Consider the following 17,758-nt stretch of genomic DNA (forward strand, 5'->3'; position numbering starts at 1 on the left):
GTAGGCCAATCATGGATTTTTGAACGTGGCGGTTGGAATTTTGTCTGTGATTTTTGTTAACAATCGACTCCTTTCACTGGGCTTCAGCGACCGCATACCCGAAATCCTGGTTGTTCTGACCGGATTGAAACCGCAAAATTGGAGTGTGGCGTTTTTAAGCATACCGAAATCGCTGTTCCTGTATTGAAACCAGATCCACCACCAGGGCGCGTCGGATGTAACGATTAGTTCAGCGCTCCGGCCTTTCAATAATTTATCCCAAAGCGGCCCTGTTTCGTGGTATTTAAAGGCGAATCCCGGGCTAACGGCCCTGTCCAGAAAACCCTTGAATAGGGCAGGGACCGATCCCCACCACATCGGATAAATGATGACCCATTTATCGCACCAGAGAAGGTTCTGCTGGGCCTGTTGTAAGTCGGGCTCCAGTGACTGGTTGCCTTTATAGCCTTTCCAGAGGACGGGGTCAAATTTCATCTCCCCGAGCCTCTGTATTCTTACCTGATGCCCTTTTGTTCGGGCTGTAGACAAATAGGTTTCGGCAATCTGTCCGTTAAAAGTGTCTTTGTCCGGGTGTGCCAGCAGGATGTATATTTTCAAGGGAATGGGGTATTTTTATCATTTTAATTATCGGCGTCAGCACACACCTGTGGGCAGACTTGGGTTTCCGGTACCATTGCATGCATTTGATCTGGCAAATTCATCTTCTTTTTGCGGTCCGGGTTAATAGGTCTCATACTCGTAATAGAGCGTTTCCTGCAATTCCTGCGGCAGGCCAAACGCTGGTGCGGCGAACGTCTGACGGCTGGCCGGCATGTCGCTGACATGATAGGTATAGACGTAGTTGATTTGCAAAAAACCTTTGACGAGGGACATAACCATATTGTTCTTGCTTAGGTGAAACAAGTTGTCAATTCCGCCGTAATAAGTATAATGTTGGAAGTTACCGGTCGTCGGTGAAGCTATTTTTACTGGTGCCGGAATGATGTAGTTTCCGAAAAATGGATTTTTGTGACCATCGTACCAGAATAAGGTATTGAGAGTACTAGTTCCCGGAACTGCATGTACCACCGTGGTTTCTGTGTGTAGCGAGGATAAATTGTCGTCAGCGAATGCATAGTTGTTCAACTGCTCATAGGACAGTGCGTAGTAATAATTGAAAGACCGTTTGCTGGTGTGAAGCTTTCCCGAGTCATCATAAGTAAATGTCATGTCATAAAAGTCACCGGGCGCGCCGGTATAGTGGATGGCTGAGACGTGCCCTGATGGATCATAGCTATAAACATAACGCTCTGATCCGGAAGAACTAAGCGTTCTTTCCATTTGGGATAACCTTCCCCAATTATCATAGAGATACACGCTTTTCTCAGTGGGCGAGATGCTGCTGTCGGGAGTTTGATAGGTAAAAATGGAAGTGATTTTTTCACCCGGATCATATGAGAATTGGCTGATGAATTTGATTCCGGGCTTGTCCGGCACCATTCTGGTCAGGCTCTTTATCCGCCAGCGTTTTTCCTCAGGGATCTCATGGTCCGTACAGGAAGTAACTAATCCTAGTGACAAAAGCGCCGAAAATGACAGGAGTGTGAGTAAAAGCGTTGTTTTCATGAGGGGTGCGACTTTTATGGCTTGATGATATCTTCAGTATAGCTAAGAAAAGACCGTCGACGGCGCACGGCACCTGCGGGTTTGCCACAATCCGTAGGTGCCGTGTGGCCGACGTGTTCGTTTAGTTAGGCAATTGCAATTTCCTTTTTAGGTGCCGGCAAACTGACCTCTTTTTTGGGAAGCGTCAGCTTGAGGATACCATCCTGATACTGCGCATCAATGTGATCAGTTTGTGAATTATCGGGAAGCAGGAACGAGCGGGAGAAGCTTTGATAGGAGAATTCCCTTCTTCTATAGTTGTCCTTTTCTTCATTGGTTTCCTGCTCTTTCCGGGAACTGATGGTTAACGTATCGTTTTCTACCTCGATTTTAAAATCCTTTTTCTCCAGGCCGGGGGCCGCCAGCTCAATGGTATATGCCTGATCATTTTCGGCGATGTTAACCGATGGGGTTTTTGCCGAAAGACCGAACCTGGAAAGGTTGTCATCAAAGTCAAACAAGGACGGTATACCCAGGGCACTGGTGTCGAAAAAGTCGTTTAAAAGCAGCCTTGGGAACAAGGCCCCGTTTCTTTTTACAAGTGACATAGTTTTGTTTATTTAGTTTGAACAATTGTTTATCAACATTGTAAAAGTACCTGAGCGGTAAGTGGTTATGAATGATGGCCGGCATTGCCGGAACTGATCATGATCAGATTTGGAGTTAGATATAAGACTTGATCATTAATGATCAGGATCGGAGAATCGATACTGCGGCCAGGCAATTCGCTGATTGGAACAAAGGAACCACTAGGGCAAATCATCCGGCATACTGCGCACCCTGGCGGGCAGTGTGCCACCATACTGAAATAGGCAGATAGCGCAGTTGCAGTAGCCTGAGTGCTCAGGCAATCTCAATCAATTTCTCGCTGCAAAACTGGGACCTGCCTTCCGACCAGATCAGCTGTGCCAGCCATTGCCCCTTTTCCAAAACTTCTGTCGAAACGGCGTGTACCGGTTTACTGGTTGGCGCGATCCTGAAAGAGATGTTTTCAAAATGCTTGGAGGATTTTGTGAAGACGATCTCCGCCTTTGTAAAATAAACCGGTAATACGAAGGTTACTTGCTGGGAATTAGGTTTGTAGGTCATATCGCGGAATCGTAAAATGTGGCGTTGGAATTACATTTAAGGTGTATTCATTGATTGTACAATACTACCGCCGCCGACAAACAATTCTCATGACTAGCGAAGCCATGAAACATGACATTGCTCATGACATCACTGTTTCCGCCTTTTGTTCCAAGTTGAAGAGATCATGCAATGCACCGATCAGCGTTTCTGCCTCACCTCTTCTGCAGGCTGCCTTCAATTGCAGTACAGGCTGCTTGATGATCTTTTGCATCATGCTGCCTGTAATAAGTTCCAGCGTTTCGATCTCCTGGGAAGACAGCTTTTTGGCGGAACGGGCCATTTCTTCCTTACGGATCTGTTCCAGTGCCCGCTTTAATTTCTGAACAGCGGGTCGTATCAGCAGCTGCTCCGACCAAGCGGTGAAATCGGCTATAGCCTCCGAGATGATCTGCTGAACCATGGGGATGGCCGCAATTCGCTGACTAAGCGTTTCGCCGGTCCTGCTGCGTATCGCGTCTATGTTATAGAGCAAAATGCCGGGAATATCTTCCACCTGCGGGCTCACGCTGATCGGCACCGACAAATCGATCAGGTATTTAAAGGAATATCTCCCGACATGAGCCAGCTTTTCTTTTGTGAAAAAGGGTTCTTCCATGACGATCGAGGAGATAATCACGTCGGCAAGCAAAATCTCATTTTCAATTTCTTCAAAATCGGATATGCGGTGCCCGTACTTCTCCCCAAGCTCTTCGGATTTGCTCCTGGTGCGGTTGACCAATGTAACTTGTGATCCGGATGGCAGGTTTTTAACCACGTCGGTCCCTATTTCACCCAGGCCGACGACCAGGATCCTCGGGTTATGAAGGAGACTTTTCACGAGTTCTGCCGTCGCATAGGACACGGAGCAGGCCCCGTCCCGGAAAGCGGTTTCCTGGATCACCCTTTTATTGGCGAAAAAGATAGTATGCAGCAGACGGTGCAAAAATGGCCCTGCCAGATTAAGGTCCACGGTCCATTGGTACGACTGCTTAACCTGGCTGGCAATCTGCATGTCGCCAACTACCTGCGAATGCAGGCCAAGTGCGACCTCGAACAAATGCCGGACCGCATCTTCGCCGCATGCGATCCGCTCAAAATAATCGAGATAATGCTCTTCTTGACCTTCCAGTCCTTTTTCTTTCAATAAAAGCCCGATTAACTCGTCGTTGAGATCCACTTGCGATGAATAGTAGATTTCGGTTCGGTTGCAAGTTGAGATGACCAATATCTCACCGAGCCGGAAGTACTCCTTTATCCGCAGTATCAATTGTTTCGCTTTTTTTTCATCCAGCGTGAACATTCCCCTGATGTGCAAAGGCGCATTGCGATAAGACAGGCTTATCGCCTTAAACAAATTATGCATCGGCGATCTTCATTACAACACGGCCCTGGATTTCACCTGCTTTCATGTGTGCAAAAACATCGTTTATGTCTTCCAGCCTGGCAGTGCTGACTGTCGCTTTTACCTTACCGTCCAAAGCAAAATCAATCGCTTCATGCATATCTTTTCTGGTACCAACAATGGAGCCACGGATGGTATATCGGTTAAGAGTGGTTTCAAAAATAGGCAGGTCGAAACTTCCCGGGGGCAGTCCGTTCAGTGCGAGTGTTCCCTTCCGTCTCATGACCGAAATGCCTTGTTTGAATGCGATCGGTGACACGGCCGTAACCAGCACGCCATGCATTCCACCGGTTTCTTTCTTGAGGTATTCCCCTGGGTCTGTTTCTAATGCATTGACTGTCAGATCAGCACCCAGGCTTTTAGCCAGTTCCAGCTTATCATCCGCGACATCGATTGCCGCCACGTGCATTCCCATGGCTTTGGCATATTGAACCGCCAGGTGCCCCAACCCTCCGATGCCGGAGATTGCGATCCATTCACCCGGTTTGGTTTCGGTTTCCTTGATCCCCTTGTATACGGTTACGCCAGCGCAGAGGATGGGCGCCATTTCGATCATATCCGTCCCCGACGGCAAATGGGCAACATACCTGGCATCGGCAAGCACATATTCGGCATAACCGCCGTCGACGCTGTAACCGCCATTTTGTTGGGTTTCGCATAGGGTTTCCCAGCCTGTGATACAATAATCGCAGCAGCCGCAGGCACTATATAACCAAGGTACACCTACAATATCGCCTTCCCGGACATTGCTCACCTCCGGCCCGACAGCGGCCACATAGCCTATTCCTTCATGTCCCGGGATCAGCGGAAGTTTGGGTTTGACAGGCCAGTCACCGTCGGCAGCGTGCAGGTCCGTGTGACAAACGCCACTGGCGATCACTTTCACCAGGATCTGATGATTGCCAGGCGTTTTTACAGGCATTTCTTCTATCTGCAAGGGTTTTCCAAACTCGCGGACAACCGCAGCTTTCATTGTTTTTGGTAGCATTGTGATGATGTTTTCAGGGACTGACTTACTTTATGGATGTAAATTTCAGCCCTAGATAACCTTATCGTCAGGAGCTTGGTCAGCGAAGAAACTGACTTTTGTCAGTTTTGATGGTAGCTGGATCAAGATGCATTGCGCGCTCTGGCCAGTTGATCACACGCATGGATTGTGATTAAACCGCCTTTCATATCAGGCAGGCAATCATCTTTGAAGTCCGATAACTCTCGGATCACCGTCTCTGTTTTTGAAATCGCTGTTTGGGGTTACTGGCGGCAGTTAAAAGTCCTCACCCCTTCATGCGGCCCTCGTAAGCCGCAATCCATTCATAGACGGATAATTTGGAAGTGAATTCAGAGATCAGCTCAAATGGGATATGCTCTTGAAATGCACGCAGCCTTTGCCCATATCAGGTTTTGACATCACTTGTTTAGCATATGCTTCTGTAAGCCAGTTGAGCAAGCCAGGGTCGGCATATACTCCCAGGTGATGCATGGTGACGAAATTTTTTTGTGCGAAAATGGTCATGAACGGCAGTGGCCGGGCCGGGTTGCAATGGTACCTGCCTCCGAGCAGCTAAGCGGAGGGCTTTCCCTGAGGCTGTAGAAAAATCGCAGGTGGGTAGGTATGTTCTGCATGAAGATGAATTTGGGCTGGAATGCCGACGTGTTTCTTAACTTGAAAATCAGCAAATCGCCCGGACTGAGGTTTGTCATTGTAAATCATTCTGGTCAGCAGAATGCTGTCCTGTATTTGATTCAAAGAGCAAAAAAATAAGCCTGCGCACAGCAGGCTTATTTGGAATTACCTATACTCAATCGTTCCTAAAAAGCAAATTCTTCTTCTTCTACCAATAGGTTGTTGATGACCTGGTTCACGCCGGTGGCCGCCCAGGCAGCTTCCTCTGCATCTTCTTTTTCGTTCCAGGAGCGCACAATGCCTGTCAGTGTGACTTCGTTCCCGGTGACCGATACTTTTACTTTCCCCGAGTCGATAGAGGCATGGCGGTGGAAGGCAGACTCGATCTTTTTAGTGATGTCACCTGCTACCGGCCTGGCTTTGACGATCATGTCATTGATCACCAGCCGGACCCCGGCCAGGTTCTCAATGGCATTGACCGCCATATTGCGCTCGTAAGACCAGTCGACCTGACCGGACAGTGTAACAAAGCCGTCTTCGACTTTGATCTTGATTTTTTCGCTTGCCACCGCCGAATGCCATTTGAGTGCATTGGCCACTGCCTCGGCCAGTTCGGTATCGGTTTTTTGCTTTTCGGGGTAAATGTGCACGATGATGTCTTCGGCCACGGCTTTCACGCCGGACACTTTTTTTGCGGCTTTCTCTGCGGCCAGTTTTTTCGGGTAAGAGTCCACCAGGCCCGACAAGGTCACGATCCCGTTTTTGACGGATACGCCTATTTCAGCTGCATCCAGAACCGGTTGCCAGCGCAACTGATCCATTACATTTTTCTGGATTTCAAGATCCGTTTTCATGGTTGCAAATATTTTAAGTCCCTACATTGAAATGTTACAAATCTATTTTACGCGGCTTGTCATCCCAATGACGTGGGTCAGCCATAATTGTGCTTTTGATCTTTGCGCCGGCCCCCAACGCCTGCGTCTTTTAGTCCAGGATTACCATAGGCGGCCTGAATTTGGTATGGGAAGATTTCTGATGGTAGACCAATAGAGGTACCTGTGTTCGGACGGTGAATTTTTTAGTCATAGAGGGGTTTAAGACCTTTTCTAAAAACCCGTGGTGGCGGTGTGAAACGATCAGCAGGTCTGCCAGTACCCTGTCGCAATAGCCTTCCAGGGTTTCCATCACGTCCTCGCCGTTCAGGATGGTGATATCATCGCGGCGGATGCCGAGTTCCTTCTCGATTTCGTCCACATATTGCCCGTCCGGCTGAATATTCAGCTGCTGGTCTGAATTGACCTTCACGAGCTTGAGCCTGGCACCCAGCTGCTTGGCCAGTGCGACGACGCGCAGTAAAGTTTCCTTTTCGTCGAATTCAAGCTGCGTGGCATATACGATATAGTCAAAATGCTGCACTTTGCTCTCGGGGGGAATAATCAGCACGGGGCATTGTGCATGGAGGGCAATGCCGGTAGCCGAGCTGCCTATCATCCTGTCCAAAAACTTTCCGTGGCCTGTGCGGCCCATCACAATGAGATCGGCAGAATTACCCTCAGCTTGCCTTAGTACCGCAGGTTCGACGCCGTCTGTATCCCAGATGGCATCGGTGCGGAAGCCTTCCCGCTGTGCAATGGACACAAGTTCGTTGAGCTTGGAGCGATAATCGTCTTCGAGCTGCTGGTAAGTAGGAGCTGTTGCAATGGATTGGGGGACCATGTAATCGCCTACGTATGGCTGAAAAGCATACATGATCAATAGTTTGGCCCCGGTTTTGCCTGCGATTTGTTTGGCGGCGGCCAATGCCTTGTCGGCATTCCCGGAGAAGTCAGTAGGTACCAGTATTGTTTTCATGAGTATGATGCATTTATTGAATGAGGATTGCTCTTTTTCAGTGTGTTACAAAATTGGAGGTAGTGAGGGTGTTTGGAAATGACGAAGGTCATCTCATTTCAGGACGCTGGTCAGCCAGGCTGGGTGGGCAGGGCCATAGCTTTGTGACAACAGGCAAACCCGGTGATAAAATGACTGGCAACGGCACAATCAATTCTATTTTTGACATCGATCTTTCGGCAAAGCCAGGAAAAACCTATTGGGCCGACGGCAACCGCGAATGGCGGGAGGAATTCATCTACTTTCTGCTGGTTGACCGTTTCCACGACAACCTTGAGAGAAAGCCTGTCGATAAACCTGGACGACGGACCGGTTTCGGGAATGCTTCCCAGCTTCAAAAAGTTTGCGGCGGCACACTTAACGGAATAACTCAGCACCTGGATTATATCCGGGACCTGGGCTGCACAGCTGTGTGGCTGAGCCCGGTGTTTGAGAACAATGCCTTCTCCTACCACGGCTACGCGATAGAGAACTACCTGAATATTGACCCAAGGTTTGGAACAAAAAAAGACCTGGAAGACCTTGTTGAAAAGGCACACAGCTATGATATCAAAGTTTTTCTGGATATCGTGCTGCACCACTCCGGGGATAACTGGACCTATCCCGGTGACGAAAAATATTACTACTACCAGGGAGCCGTGTTTCCTTTTGAAGCATGGCGCTCGCCCGACCTGCCCGTCCCGGTTGAGCTGAGAAATCAGGAATTATACTGGCGGAAAGGGCAGATCAGGAATTTCGATGCCTACCCCGAGACCAGGGAAGGTGATTTTGAAAACCTTAAGAGTTTTAAAAACGATTCATCCCCGGAAGCCCTGTTTGTACAGCAGATACTTACCAAAATACACTGCTATTGGATCAGGGAAACGGACATAGACGGGTTCCGGATCGACGCGGTTAAGCACATGGGGGAGGAAACCGTCAGCCAGTTCTGTTCGCACGTGCGCGAGTACGCTTACAAGCTGGGTAAGCGTAATTTTTTTCTTTTTGGGGAATTTGTGGGTCCGGAAGAAATGTACAACCGGTATATCGGCCCGAAAACCTCAGTTGTGGTAGAGGACAAGGCGATTTATTTTGGGCTGAATTCTGTCCTGGATTTTCCTCTTTACCACATCCTGGCCGATGTAATCCGGGGGGTCTCCAAGCCGCAGAGGCTGATCGAGCGTTATGAATCGCTTCGCAACAACGCCATGAGCCGGGGCGAATTCGGCGAATTTCTGGTGACCTTTATCGATAACCACGATCAGCTGGGGCAGGTGGTCAAGCGGCGATTTGGTAAGGAGGCCTCCGAACACCAGATTATCGCGGGTATTGGCTTTTTGTTGTGCGCACTTGGCACACCGTGCATTTACTATGGAACCGAGCAGGGCTTCGAGGGCTCCGGGGAGCAGGATTTTAATGTGCGCGAGGCCATGTTCAGCCTGGAGAATCCGGCATTGAATGCTTTAAATAAATCTTGCCGTATTTACCAGGAAATAGCCGCCCTGGCCAGGCTAAGAAAGGAGAATGCGGCACTGAGGTTCGGACGCATGTATATGCGTAAACTTTCGGTGGATGGTAAGAATTTTCTTCTTCCCACATTTGAAAAATGTCTTCTGGCTTTTTCCCGGGTACTTTATGATGAGGAAATTATAGTCGCATACAACAGCTCACAGGACGAGGAAGACATAGAGTATGTCCTGGTGGACCCGCTGCTTAATCCCCAGGGAAGCATTTTCAGGTTCATTTATGGAGCAGAAGGTAGTGTGAACGTACTTTTGAACGAAGAGGGGAATAGGCATTTTATTAAACTAAAGCTGGCGCCTGCCCAGTTTGTTGTGCTGAGCAATAGTAGTTTGTGATGGGCTAAATATTTTCATCCAGCATTACAATGTTCAAAATGGAGGATACGCAGTCTGGACTGGTCATTGTTGTTTCGGGGTTGCCGGGGTCCGGCAAAAGTTATTTTGCCGAAAGGCTGGCCGAAGCATTGGAAGCTGTTTATTTAAGCAGCGACAAAATCAGGAATTCGTTACAGGCCAGGGGAAAGTATGCTTTGGAAGATAAAATGCATATTTACCAGGTTATGGCTGAGATGACTGCCCAACATCTGGACCAGGGAGAAACGGTGGTGGCGGATGCTACTTTTTACCATCACGCGATGCGAGCCTTGTTCTCAGAAATCGCATCCAGGCATCATGCCAACATTGCCTTTATTTTAATCACAGCCAGCGAAGCATTATCGCGCCAGCGGCTGGGCAGGCCGAGAGCGGACAGTGAGGCGGATTTTGGCGTTTACGAAAGTATGAAAGCGCTTTTCGAGCCGTACGCGGGTGAACATTTGGACCTGCGGTCGGGCACGGATAACCTCCCTGAAATGCTCGCAATAGCCACCGCTTACCTGCAACAATATGAATGAACACGACATACATATCCTGGCAAAAGAGGGGCTGTACCAAGGCAGACCGCTTCGCGCAAAGCTGGAAGAGACCCATATATCCTGGATTCTGCTGACTGGTGAGCTCGCTTTCAAGATCAAGAAGCCGGTGAAGCTCTCTTTTTTGGATTTTTCTGAACTAACCACCCGGAAGGCCCTTTGCGAAAAGGAACTGATGTTAAACAAGCGTTTTTCACCCATTTACCTGGATGTACTTGCCGTCAATGCAGATGAGAATACGTTCGAAATAGGAGGGGATAGCGGAAAGCCAGTTGATTATGCCTTGTTAATGAAGCAGCTCCCGGCAGAAAAGAGGATGGACCGCCTGCTTGCTGAGGAGAAAGTCACAAGCGACGACATGGTTGCCCTGGCCGAAAAAATCGCTTCGCTGCACCGGAACGCGCCGGTGGTTCATTCGGCATTTGATCCGCAAAAACAGATAGAAACATTCAATGACATTCTAAGCACCAGGCTTTTTATTTCAAAGCATTTAATAGCCGGGTCGCAGGCCATGGTTGATCGCACAGTTGCGCTCGGCGAGGCATTTGTCCATAGGTATGCCGGCCGGATGGCGGAGCGGGTGCGGCTTGGATTTAAAAGGGATGTGCATGGGGATCTGCACAGCGGGAACATTTTTATCGATGGGGCCCCGGTGATATTTGACTGTATCGAATACAATGATGCCTTCCGGCAGATCGACGTATTGAGCGATATCTCGTTTTTGTGCATGGACCTGGAAGCCTTTGGTAAGCAGTCGCTTGCCGAAATTTTCCTTACGATTTACTGCGATCAATTTCCGGCCTTTCAGGAGCCCGCCGATAACCTGATCTTCCTTTACTACAAATGCCTCCGTGCAAACATCCGGGCAAAAGTAAGTGTGCTGGGCGCTATGGAGTCGGAAGGCACCGCCCTTTTTCAAAACCATCTTGAGGCGGCCGAAAAATACCTGCGACTCATGCATGATTACATCACGCAATTGCAGGCATAGGCTGATGAATCTCATAAATCAGGCATGTGAAGGTCATATCAACCGGTTTCCAGCAGGTTTATTTTTATCATGAACATAAACGGATAATCTTATGAGCACATCGCGAACCCACATTTACTCGGAAGTTGCTTCGACTGTCAGTGAAGAATCGGGCCATTCGACCACGCTGAAAGCAGCCCTGGGGCTGATCGCCTTATTGTTTTTGGTGTTTTTTATGGGGCGCCTGAACCTTTACCTCAAGTTCAGTGACGAGGTAGCGCAACTGTTTGTAAATTCAAATGACGTTTCATCGCAAAAATACCATGTAGGGCAGTTGAAAGGGCTTCCGCAGCCTGTACAGCAATACTTTCGGCACGCACTGAAAGACGGGCAACCCTATATCAGCAATGTACACCTCCTTCATCAGGGCGTTTTCAAGACAGACTTGAAAAAGGGTTGGACCAATATTTCAGGAGAAGAATACTTCGCGGCGGACCAGCCGGGGTTTGTCTGGAAGGGCAAGACGGCCATGTTTACCGCCAGGGACATGTACATAGCCGGCAAAGGAAGGCTTGTCGTTTCCTTGTTCTCGCTTTTCACCATCCAAAACCAGCATGGCGGGAAATACGACAAGGGAGAACTGCTGCGCTGGCTCGGGGAAAGCGTTTGCTTTCCTACGAACCTGCTGCCGGGCAAAAATCTGAGATGGTCACCTATTGACAGTACCTCTGCGATGCTCGAATATGCGCACAGGAATTTATCAGTTTCTTTTACAGTGCGCTTCAACGGGCGTCATGAGATTGTTGAAATGCGGGCATTGCGCAATATGGGCGACGGCCCCAGACAACCCTGGGTTACGAAATTAAGCCAGTACCAAAACTGGAATGGCGTCATGATACCGACGATCCTGGAAGCGGGCTGGGAGTTGAGCGGGAAATACCAGCCTTATGCCCGGTTTACAGTCCGCGACATCACTTACAATGTGAAATTCTAATCAACGATTTTGAAGGCTTTCAGGAGTTCAGCGGGCCGGGCAGCTTTTCTTCCAGGAGAATCTGCCCATCGGCTTTTGAAACAAGGCGGATGCGCCGAAAAGAACAAAATGACAGCTCGGCGCCTTGGTTAAATTTCGATTAAATAATCCGGCATAATAGAATTATTGCAATAAATAATATAATTTTGGAAAAATGTATATTTGACACCTAACAGAGGCAATCTGATGTTGGAAGGTAAGCGGTTATCTGAGCAAAAGCTGATAGTAGCCTTACAAAGCGGGGATGAGGAGGCTTTCACGGCCATTTATAAGGAATACTGGTATCGCATGTTCCTGGTCGCTTACAGGAAGCTGCAGCACAAGGAAATTGCAGAAGAGCTGGTCCAGGATATTTTTACCCGGCTGTGGAAAGAGCGGGAAAGCATTCAGATCCAACATCTTGATTATTATCTGTTTTCGGCCGTCCGCTATGAAGTGATCGATCATATCCGCTCTCACGGTCAGGAGGATAAATACCTCGAATATTATCAGACTTTTTCCCATTTTCAGGATTTCAGTACCGAAAATACCATTGCGTTCAACGACCTTGTTGAAACGATAGACAAAGGGCTGGATAGTTTGCCTGAAAAATCGAAAGAAATATTTAAACTTCACCGCATAGAGCAATGGCCCATTGCTAAAATCGCCAACCATTTTGACCTGTCGGAAAAGGCCGTCGAGTACCATCTTACCAAGGCCACCAAGTCTGTCAGAACCTATGTCAGAGAAGCTCTTATTTCCCTGGCTCTTATCGCATCATCTTTTCTTTCCTGAATCTGATAAAATGACCTGTCGGGGTTGAAAGCCGACTGAGACTTTTCGAAGAAAATAGCCTCATTTGCCTCCTTTTTACATAATCTTTCGAAGAAACTTTAAAATTATTTAGGGCTTTTTGATTTGTGTGCGGCTTGTATGTTAGAAAGGACTTCAAAAGTCGACCCTAACATTAACCTATGTAACAAGCCCGGTCAAGATGGATCAGAAAGAAATACAAGCACTTCTTTTAAAATACAGGGAGGGAAAAAGTACGGACAAGGAGGCCGGCCAGATCCACAGATGGTATGAGAGCCTGAATGCGGAATCGCGGCTATCGCTTGAAGAAGGGGAGAGGCAGCTTCTCGAAAAAAGGATGCTGGACCACATTTGGAAGGAAGTTAACGAACCGGCGCATCAGGAGTCCGTGGAGTTACCCGTTGCAAAATGGTGGCAATCGTTTCCTTTTTATTACGGCGTTGCTGCCGCTGTTACCGTCTCCATCGCCTCCCTGTTGTTTTTTCAAAAATCGGGCACCGCTGATTTTCATCAGCAGGAAGCTGTTTTAATCCAATCCGGCACGGCGTCTCTCGTCACTGTAGAAAACACTGCCGACGCAGAAGAGCGGATTGTACTCGAAGACCAAAGCGTTGTGCTGCTCTCGCCAGGCAGCAAGATCATTTACCCGCAAAAGTTTGGCACGAACAAAAGAACGGTGCAGCTGGTTGGAAATGCCTTTTTCAAGATTACCAAAAATCCTTCAAAACCATTCTGCGTATATAGTGGAAGGTTGATCACGCGGGTTCTTGGTACCAGCTTCAGAATCAAGACCAACCGGGACGACCAGTTGGTTGAAGTTGAGGTCGTAACGGGCCGGGTTTCGGTTTTTGAGAATGAGGCTGTACTTAAAAGCGACAAAAAGGCCCGTCAGCACAACAACGGTGTTGTACTGACCCCAAACCAAAAAGTGGTTTACTACCTGGAGAGCGGGCATCTCATGACTGGCCTGATAGAAAAGCCCGTCCCGGTCGCCGGGGTCGTCGGTTCTCCAAAAGCGATTTTCAATAATGCAGAACTGTCCGGTATCATCGCCCAACTACAAAATGACTATGGAATCGAAATCGTCGTGGATAATGACCGACTTGAAAATTGCACATTCACGGGCGACCTGTCTGACATGACTTTGTTTGACAAGCTGGATTTGATCTGTAAATCAAACGAAGCGGCTTACGAGGTAAAGGGAACGCGAATTCTGATCAGTGGCAAAGGGTGCGACAAATAAATCCAACATCATCATAAAAAGAGGCCGCAAGTGGTGGAACACAAGCGACCTCCAAAGACATCTCCTACACTCATAATATCCGGCAAGATAAAGGAAGGAGAATATTCACTTAGTTTTTCTGTAAAAAACCATTCTAAACTATGAAAAAAAATCGTCACCGAAAAAATTATGCCTCTCTGTATCTGATTATGAGACTATCGCTAACTCAAATGGTGTTTTCTATCGCCTTTGCGGGTTTCACCTATGCAGGGCACGACGGGAAAGCGCAGGAGATATTGGAAAGAACTATCACTTTGCACGCGGACAAAGCGGAACTCAAATCTGTATTGAGCCAGCTGGAAGAGAAGGCCGATGTGAAATTTGCGTACAGCAATAAGGCGATCAGGGCGAACAGGGAGGTGGTGATACACGCTGTAAATCAAAAACTTTCTGCCACTCTGAATGCGTTACTGGTGCCATTGGACATTTCCTACCAGGTTACATCTTCCGGGAGAATATTACTGATCTCGAATAAGACAAATGCCATTAAGGAACAGCCTGCTGCTCAGTTTAAGGAAAAAGACGGCGCGTTTCTTTTCAAGATCGATGGAAAGGTAAACGACGAGAAGGGGGAAGGGCTCCCGGGCGTGAGTGTCAGGATTAAGGGAACTCAGCTTGGAACGCTTACCAATGCCGACGGCGGTTTCGAACTGGACGTAACGGATAGGTCGGTTGTTCTCAGTTTCAGTTTTGTCGGTTATAAAACGCAGGAAGTGGCTGTTGGGGATAAAACCTCTTTTACGGTTAGTATGGTCCCAGACGACAAATCATTAAACGAAGTGGTAGTGATTGGTTACGGTTCGGCCAGAAAAAAAGACGTAGTTGGTTCCGTTGATATCGTCAATGCTAGGGACGCCGGATCTACCACAGCCACCAATACCTCGCAGTTGCTGATCGGAAAATCTGCCGGCGTGCAGGTGTTGCAGTCCAATGGTACGCCGGGTGCCGACGCGCAGATCCTGATCAGGGGAACGGGATCTTTCACAGGGGTGGACCCGCTGTATGTAATTGATGGTATCCAGGGGAGTAAAACGATGTTCAATACGCTTGCGGCCCAAGATATCGAGAACATAACCATCCTGAAAGATGCTTCGTCGACGGCGATCTACGGGTCGGCTGCTGCGAATGGTGTGGTCATTATCACGACCAGGAAAGGATTGTCGGGAGCACCAAAGGTGAATTTCAATACCCAGTGGGGCGTTGCCAAAGCCTGGAAACAGCTGGATCTTTTGAACACTTCTCAATACATCGACTTGTTAAAAGATTTTGCAGCCACAACGAATTCTGCATTGCCGGCAAAATTCAGCTCCTCGGAAATTCTTCAGACCAACACGGATTGGCAGAAGGAAATTTTCCGGTCGGCACTGGTATCTCAGAATGACGTCAACATCAGTGGCGGAAGTGAAAAGGTAACCTACAATTTCTCACTGGGTTACATGAACCAGCAGGCGATCGTTAAAAACTACACCGACAAACGCGTTAATTCCAGGTTCAGTCTGGATGAAAGGCTGGGCCGGTTTCATTTGGGGCAAACGCTGAATATCCGATATGTGAAAGACGTAGGCCAGCTGGCCAGCATTTCCGACGCGGTTTACTATGCGCCTTACAAACCAATATTTGACCCCAATGTGTTGGGAGGTTATTCCAATACCACCAATGTCGATGATTTCAGCAATGGCAGTAATCCGCTTGCGGCAGTTAACCTCAACAAGCCTATAAGCTCCCAATTCGTGTTTTTTCCTCAGTTTTTTGCAGAAGTGGAGCTGATCAAGGGACTTACTTTCAGGACACAGCTGTCGGCTGAAATCGGGGGCGGCAAAAGCAGCAGTTACCAGTATACCTATGCAAGCGGTAACAATCTGATACAGCCCCAACAGGCAACTCTGGGGTACAATAACTACAACTTTTATACCATTGAAAATTACTTTTCTTTTAACAAAACGTTTGGCAAACACAGCGTATCGGCCACGATCGGTAACAGCTACCTGGATCCGGGTTCCTCATCGGGCCTGAACGCCACCGGTACCAAAATACCAAACAACAGCATCCAAAATATCAGCGTTGCCCAATCGCAGGCTGTTACCGGAACATCCTACGGCTATGCCCGTTCTTCCGTTATCTCCTATTTCGGACGCGGTGTTTATTCCTACAATGACAAATACATATTAACGGGAAGTTACAGACGTGACGGTGCCTCCAACTTTGGAGCTAACAACCGCTTCGGTAATTTCTATGGTCTCGGACTGGCCTGGAGGTTTATCGATGAGGAGTTTATCAAAAACAGTGCTCCATTCCTGAGTGATGGAAAACTCAGGGTAGGGGTGGGCCGTACAGGGAATAACACGATCCCGACTACCGGTGTGACGTCGGTGCTTACATTCAGCGGCAGTCCAAATGGCAACCTGGTTTATTCCCTGGGAACCAACGAAGGCTTCAATCCCGGAACGACAATCAATACGTTATCAAACCCGAACATCAAATGGGAATCAACCGACCAGACCGACATTGGTCTTGACCTGGCATTTTTGGGAAATAAGCTGAACGTTACCGCCGACTGGTATAACCGGAAAAGCAGCGGGCTGCTGGTAAGCGTGCCGGTATCTGGAAGTACAGGCGCTTCTTTGAGCGGAGGCCAGCCAAGCAAATATGCCAATGCTGCCAGCGCACAGAATAAAGGTGTGGAATTCAGTGTCGGCTATCGCGACCAGACGAGTGGTGGGTTAACTTACAATGTGAGCGCCAATTTTGCCCATAACACAAACGTCGTCAATTCATTGGGCAGCGAATTCGCAGCGCCTATCCAGGCGGGGTCATTCAGCAACCTGCCAACTTTTACATACACGGCTGCCGGCTCGGCGATCGGGTCTTTTTATGGTTATAATGTCGATCACGTAGCGAAAGATCAGGCTGAAATCGACGCATTGAACGCAAAGGCAATCGAAAAGACCGGAGATGCCGCAAGTAAATACCAGGCAGGGTTGCTGCCAGGCGATTTTATTTTCAAGGACATCAACGGGGACGGTGTTGTGAATGATCTGGACCGCAAAATCCTTGGTAACCCCATCCCCAAGGTGGTTTATGGTTTCAATGCAGGTGTTAATTTCAAAAATTTCGACCTGAACCTCGTGCTTTCAGGCGTATCCGGATTGAAGCTGGTGAATGCCTTTAAGTTTGTGACCGTAAATGAATCAACAGGACACAATGCATCTACCGCCATATTGGACAGATGGCAAAAACCTGGCGATGTAGCCGCACTGCCGCGGGCCGGCCAAAGCGCCACAGGCGACGGTAACCTTCGGCCCTCGGATTGGTGGCTGGAAAACGGAAGTTACCTGAGGTTCAGGAATGTTACGTTGGGCTACACGTTGCCACAGCAGGTAATCCATGGCATTGCAGGAGGAAAGGCGGTGAAGAGGATCCGAATTTATGTGGCTGCCCAAAACCTGTTGACCATCACCAAATACACCGGTTATGATCCTGAAGTAAGTACACAAAACGGAGGAAGCTACATCTTCTCGCGCGGTATCGACGACCGTCAGCAGTTGCCGCAGCCAAGAACATTCCTTGCAGGCTTACAGCTTGGTTTCTAATCATTTAAGAC

17 protein-coding genes are annotated in these 17,758 nt (G+C 48.4%); 7 read left to right on the forward strand and 10 right to left on the reverse strand.

Annotation, left to right across the window (positions count from 1 at the left end; translation table 11 throughout):
* Nucleotides 1–9 precede the first annotated feature (9 nt).
* From AC1XUF_RS15410 to AC1XUF_RS15455, 10 genes are all read right to left on the reverse strand, one after another.
* On the reverse strand, nucleotides 10–597 hold the full coding sequence (locus tag AC1XUF_RS15410; RefSeq protein WP_483342701.1) for an NAD(P)H-dependent oxidoreductase: 588 nt from the start codon (nucleotides 595–597) through the stop codon (nucleotides 10–12).
* 123 nt (nucleotides 598–720) lie between these two features.
* Entirely contained in the window at nucleotides 721–1,605 is an 885-nt protein-coding gene (locus AC1XUF_RS15415; RefSeq protein ID WP_483342702.1) for a hypothetical protein, read from the reverse strand.
* Between the two features lie 125 nt (nucleotides 1,606–1,730).
* A complete protein-coding gene (locus AC1XUF_RS15420) occupies nucleotides 1,731–2,192 on the reverse strand; it encodes an Hsp20/alpha crystallin family protein (RefSeq protein WP_483342703.1) in 462 nt (153 codons plus the stop codon).
* A 295-nt stretch (nucleotides 2,193–2,487) separates the two neighbouring features.
* Nucleotides 2,488–2,733 (reverse strand): hypothetical protein, encoded by a 246-nt coding sequence (locus AC1XUF_RS15425; protein WP_483342704.1) that lies wholly within the window; start codon nucleotides 2,731–2,733, stop codon nucleotides 2,488–2,490.
* Nucleotides 2,734–2,854: 121 nt separating this feature from the next.
* Nucleotides 2,855–4,117: a glutamyl-tRNA reductase gene (hemA, locus tag AC1XUF_RS15430; protein ID WP_483342705.1), complete on the reverse strand. Its 1,263-nt coding sequence runs from the start codon at nucleotides 4,115–4,117 to the stop codon at nucleotides 2,855–2,857.
* Nucleotides 4,110–5,144, reverse strand: coding sequence for an alcohol dehydrogenase AdhP (adhP, locus tag AC1XUF_RS15435; protein WP_483342706.1), 1,035 nt, complete (start codon nucleotides 5,142–5,144; stop codon nucleotides 4,110–4,112). Before adhP ends, hemA begins: the two co-directional genes overlap by 8 nt.
* Before the next feature lie 357 nt (nucleotides 5,145–5,501).
* On the reverse strand, nucleotides 5,502–5,636 hold the full coding sequence (locus AC1XUF_RS15440; RefSeq protein WP_483342707.1) for a hypothetical protein: 135 nt from the start codon (nucleotides 5,634–5,636) through the stop codon (nucleotides 5,502–5,504).
* 29 nt (nucleotides 5,637–5,665) lie between these two features.
* Nucleotides 5,666–5,857: a hypothetical protein gene (locus AC1XUF_RS15445; RefSeq protein WP_483342708.1), complete on the reverse strand. Its 192-nt coding sequence runs from the start codon at nucleotides 5,855–5,857 to the stop codon at nucleotides 5,666–5,668.
* Nucleotides 5,858–5,965: 108 nt separating this feature from the next.
* Nucleotides 5,966–6,634, reverse strand: a complete 669-nt coding sequence (locus tag AC1XUF_RS15450) for a BON domain-containing protein (RefSeq protein ID WP_483342709.1) — start codon at nucleotides 6,632–6,634, stop codon at nucleotides 5,966–5,968.
* A 130-nt stretch (nucleotides 6,635–6,764) separates the two neighbouring features.
* A complete protein-coding gene (locus tag AC1XUF_RS15455) occupies nucleotides 6,765–7,631 on the reverse strand; it encodes a universal stress protein (RefSeq protein WP_483342710.1) in 867 nt (288 codons plus the stop codon).
* Nucleotides 7,632–7,651: 20 nt separating this feature from the next.
* On the opposite strand from AC1XUF_RS15455, the gene AC1XUF_RS15460 reads away from it, so the two are divergent.
* The 7 genes from AC1XUF_RS15460 to AC1XUF_RS15490 all read left to right on the forward strand — a co-directional run bounded on the left by AC1XUF_RS15460 (nucleotide 7,652) and on the right by AC1XUF_RS15490 (nucleotide 17,747).
* Nucleotides 7,652–9,508 carry an alpha-amylase family glycosyl hydrolase gene (locus AC1XUF_RS15460; RefSeq protein WP_483342711.1) on the forward strand — a complete coding sequence of 619 codons (1,857 nt, stop codon included), beginning with the start codon at nucleotides 7,652–7,654 and terminating at the stop codon, nucleotides 9,506–9,508.
* A gap of 38 nt (nucleotides 9,509–9,546) precedes the next feature.
* Nucleotides 9,547–10,065 carry a P-loop nucleotide/nucleoside kinase family protein gene (locus AC1XUF_RS15465; protein ID WP_483342712.1) on the forward strand — a complete coding sequence of 173 codons (519 nt, stop codon included), beginning with the start codon at nucleotides 9,547–9,549 and terminating at the stop codon, nucleotides 10,063–10,065.
* Nucleotides 10,058–11,071 carry a phosphotransferase gene (locus tag AC1XUF_RS15470; RefSeq protein WP_483342713.1) on the forward strand — a complete coding sequence of 338 codons (1,014 nt, stop codon included), beginning with the start codon at nucleotides 10,058–10,060 and terminating at the stop codon, nucleotides 11,069–11,071. Before AC1XUF_RS15465 ends, AC1XUF_RS15470 begins: the two co-directional genes overlap by 8 nt.
* A gap of 91 nt (nucleotides 11,072–11,162) precedes the next feature.
* Nucleotides 11,163–12,044: a DUF6544 family protein gene (locus AC1XUF_RS15475; protein WP_483342714.1), complete on the forward strand. Its 882-nt coding sequence runs from the start codon at nucleotides 11,163–11,165 to the stop codon at nucleotides 12,042–12,044.
* 201 nt (nucleotides 12,045–12,245) lie between these two features.
* On the forward strand, nucleotides 12,246–12,857 hold the full coding sequence (locus AC1XUF_RS15480; protein ID WP_483342715.1) for an RNA polymerase sigma factor: 612 nt from the start codon (nucleotides 12,246–12,248) through the stop codon (nucleotides 12,855–12,857).
* Nucleotides 12,858–13,056: 199 nt separating this feature from the next.
* Entirely contained in the window at nucleotides 13,057–14,118 is a 1,062-nt protein-coding gene (locus AC1XUF_RS15485) for a FecR family protein (protein ID WP_483342716.1), read from the forward strand.
* Nucleotides 14,119–14,258: 140 nt separating this feature from the next.
* The gene (locus AC1XUF_RS15490; RefSeq protein ID WP_483342717.1) at nucleotides 14,259–17,747 is read left to right on the forward strand and encodes a SusC/RagA family TonB-linked outer membrane protein; all 3,489 of its coding nucleotides are present in this window, start codon (nucleotides 14,259–14,261) and stop codon (nucleotides 17,745–17,747) included.
* Nucleotides 17,748–17,758: the final 11 nt, after the last annotated feature.

The sequence above is a fragment of the Dyadobacter sp. HNCC25DJ185 genome (assembly GCF_056895195.1).

Bases quoted from the DNA above. Each gene is read 5' to 3' on its own strand.
- AC1XUF_RS15415 (WP_483342702.1), bottom strand. From the start codon at position 1,605: ATGAAAACAACGCTTTTACTCACACTCCTGTCATTTTCGGCGCTTTTG.
- AC1XUF_RS15420 (WP_483342703.1), bottom strand. From the start codon at position 2,192: ATGTCACTTGTAAAAAGAAACGGGGCCTTGTTCCCAAGGCTGCTTTTA.
- AC1XUF_RS15425 (WP_483342704.1), bottom strand. From the start codon at position 2,733: ATGACCTACAAACCTAATTCCCAGCAAGTAACCTTCGTATTACCGGTT.
- hemA (WP_483342705.1), bottom strand. From the start codon at position 4,117: ATGCATAATTTGTTTAAGGCGATAAGCCTGTCTTATCGCAATGCGCCT.
- adhP (WP_483342706.1), bottom strand. From the start codon at position 5,144: ATGCTACCAAAAACAATGAAAGCTGCGGTTGTCCGCGAGTTTGGAAAA.
- AC1XUF_RS15440 (WP_483342707.1), bottom strand. From the start codon at position 5,636: ATGCATCACCTGGGAGTATATGCCGACCCTGGCTTGCTCAACTGGCTT.
- AC1XUF_RS15445 (WP_483342708.1), bottom strand. From the start codon at position 5,857: ATGACAAACCTCAGTCCGGGCGATTTGCTGATTTTCAAGTTAAGAAAC.
- AC1XUF_RS15450 (WP_483342709.1), bottom strand. From the start codon at position 6,634: ATGAAAACGGATCTTGAAATCCAGAAAAATGTAATGGATCAGTTGCGC.
- AC1XUF_RS15455 (WP_483342710.1), bottom strand. From the start codon at position 7,631: ATGAAAACAATACTGGTACCTACTGACTTCTCCGGGAATGCCGACAAG.
- AC1XUF_RS15460 (WP_483342711.1), top strand. From the start codon at position 7,652: ATGAGGATTGCTCTTTTTCAGTGTGTTACAAAATTGGAGGTAGTGAGG.
- AC1XUF_RS15465 (WP_483342712.1), top strand. From the start codon at position 9,547: ATGGAGGATACGCAGTCTGGACTGGTCATTGTTGTTTCGGGGTTGCCG.
- AC1XUF_RS15470 (WP_483342713.1), top strand. From the start codon at position 10,058: ATGAATGAACACGACATACATATCCTGGCAAAAGAGGGGCTGTACCAA.
- AC1XUF_RS15475 (WP_483342714.1), top strand. From the start codon at position 11,163: ATGAGCACATCGCGAACCCACATTTACTCGGAAGTTGCTTCGACTGTC.
- AC1XUF_RS15485 (WP_483342716.1), top strand. From the start codon at position 13,057: ATGGATCAGAAAGAAATACAAGCACTTCTTTTAAAATACAGGGAGGGA.
- AC1XUF_RS15490 (WP_483342717.1), top strand. From the start codon at position 14,259: ATGAAAAAAAATCGTCACCGAAAAAATTATGCCTCTCTGTATCTGATT.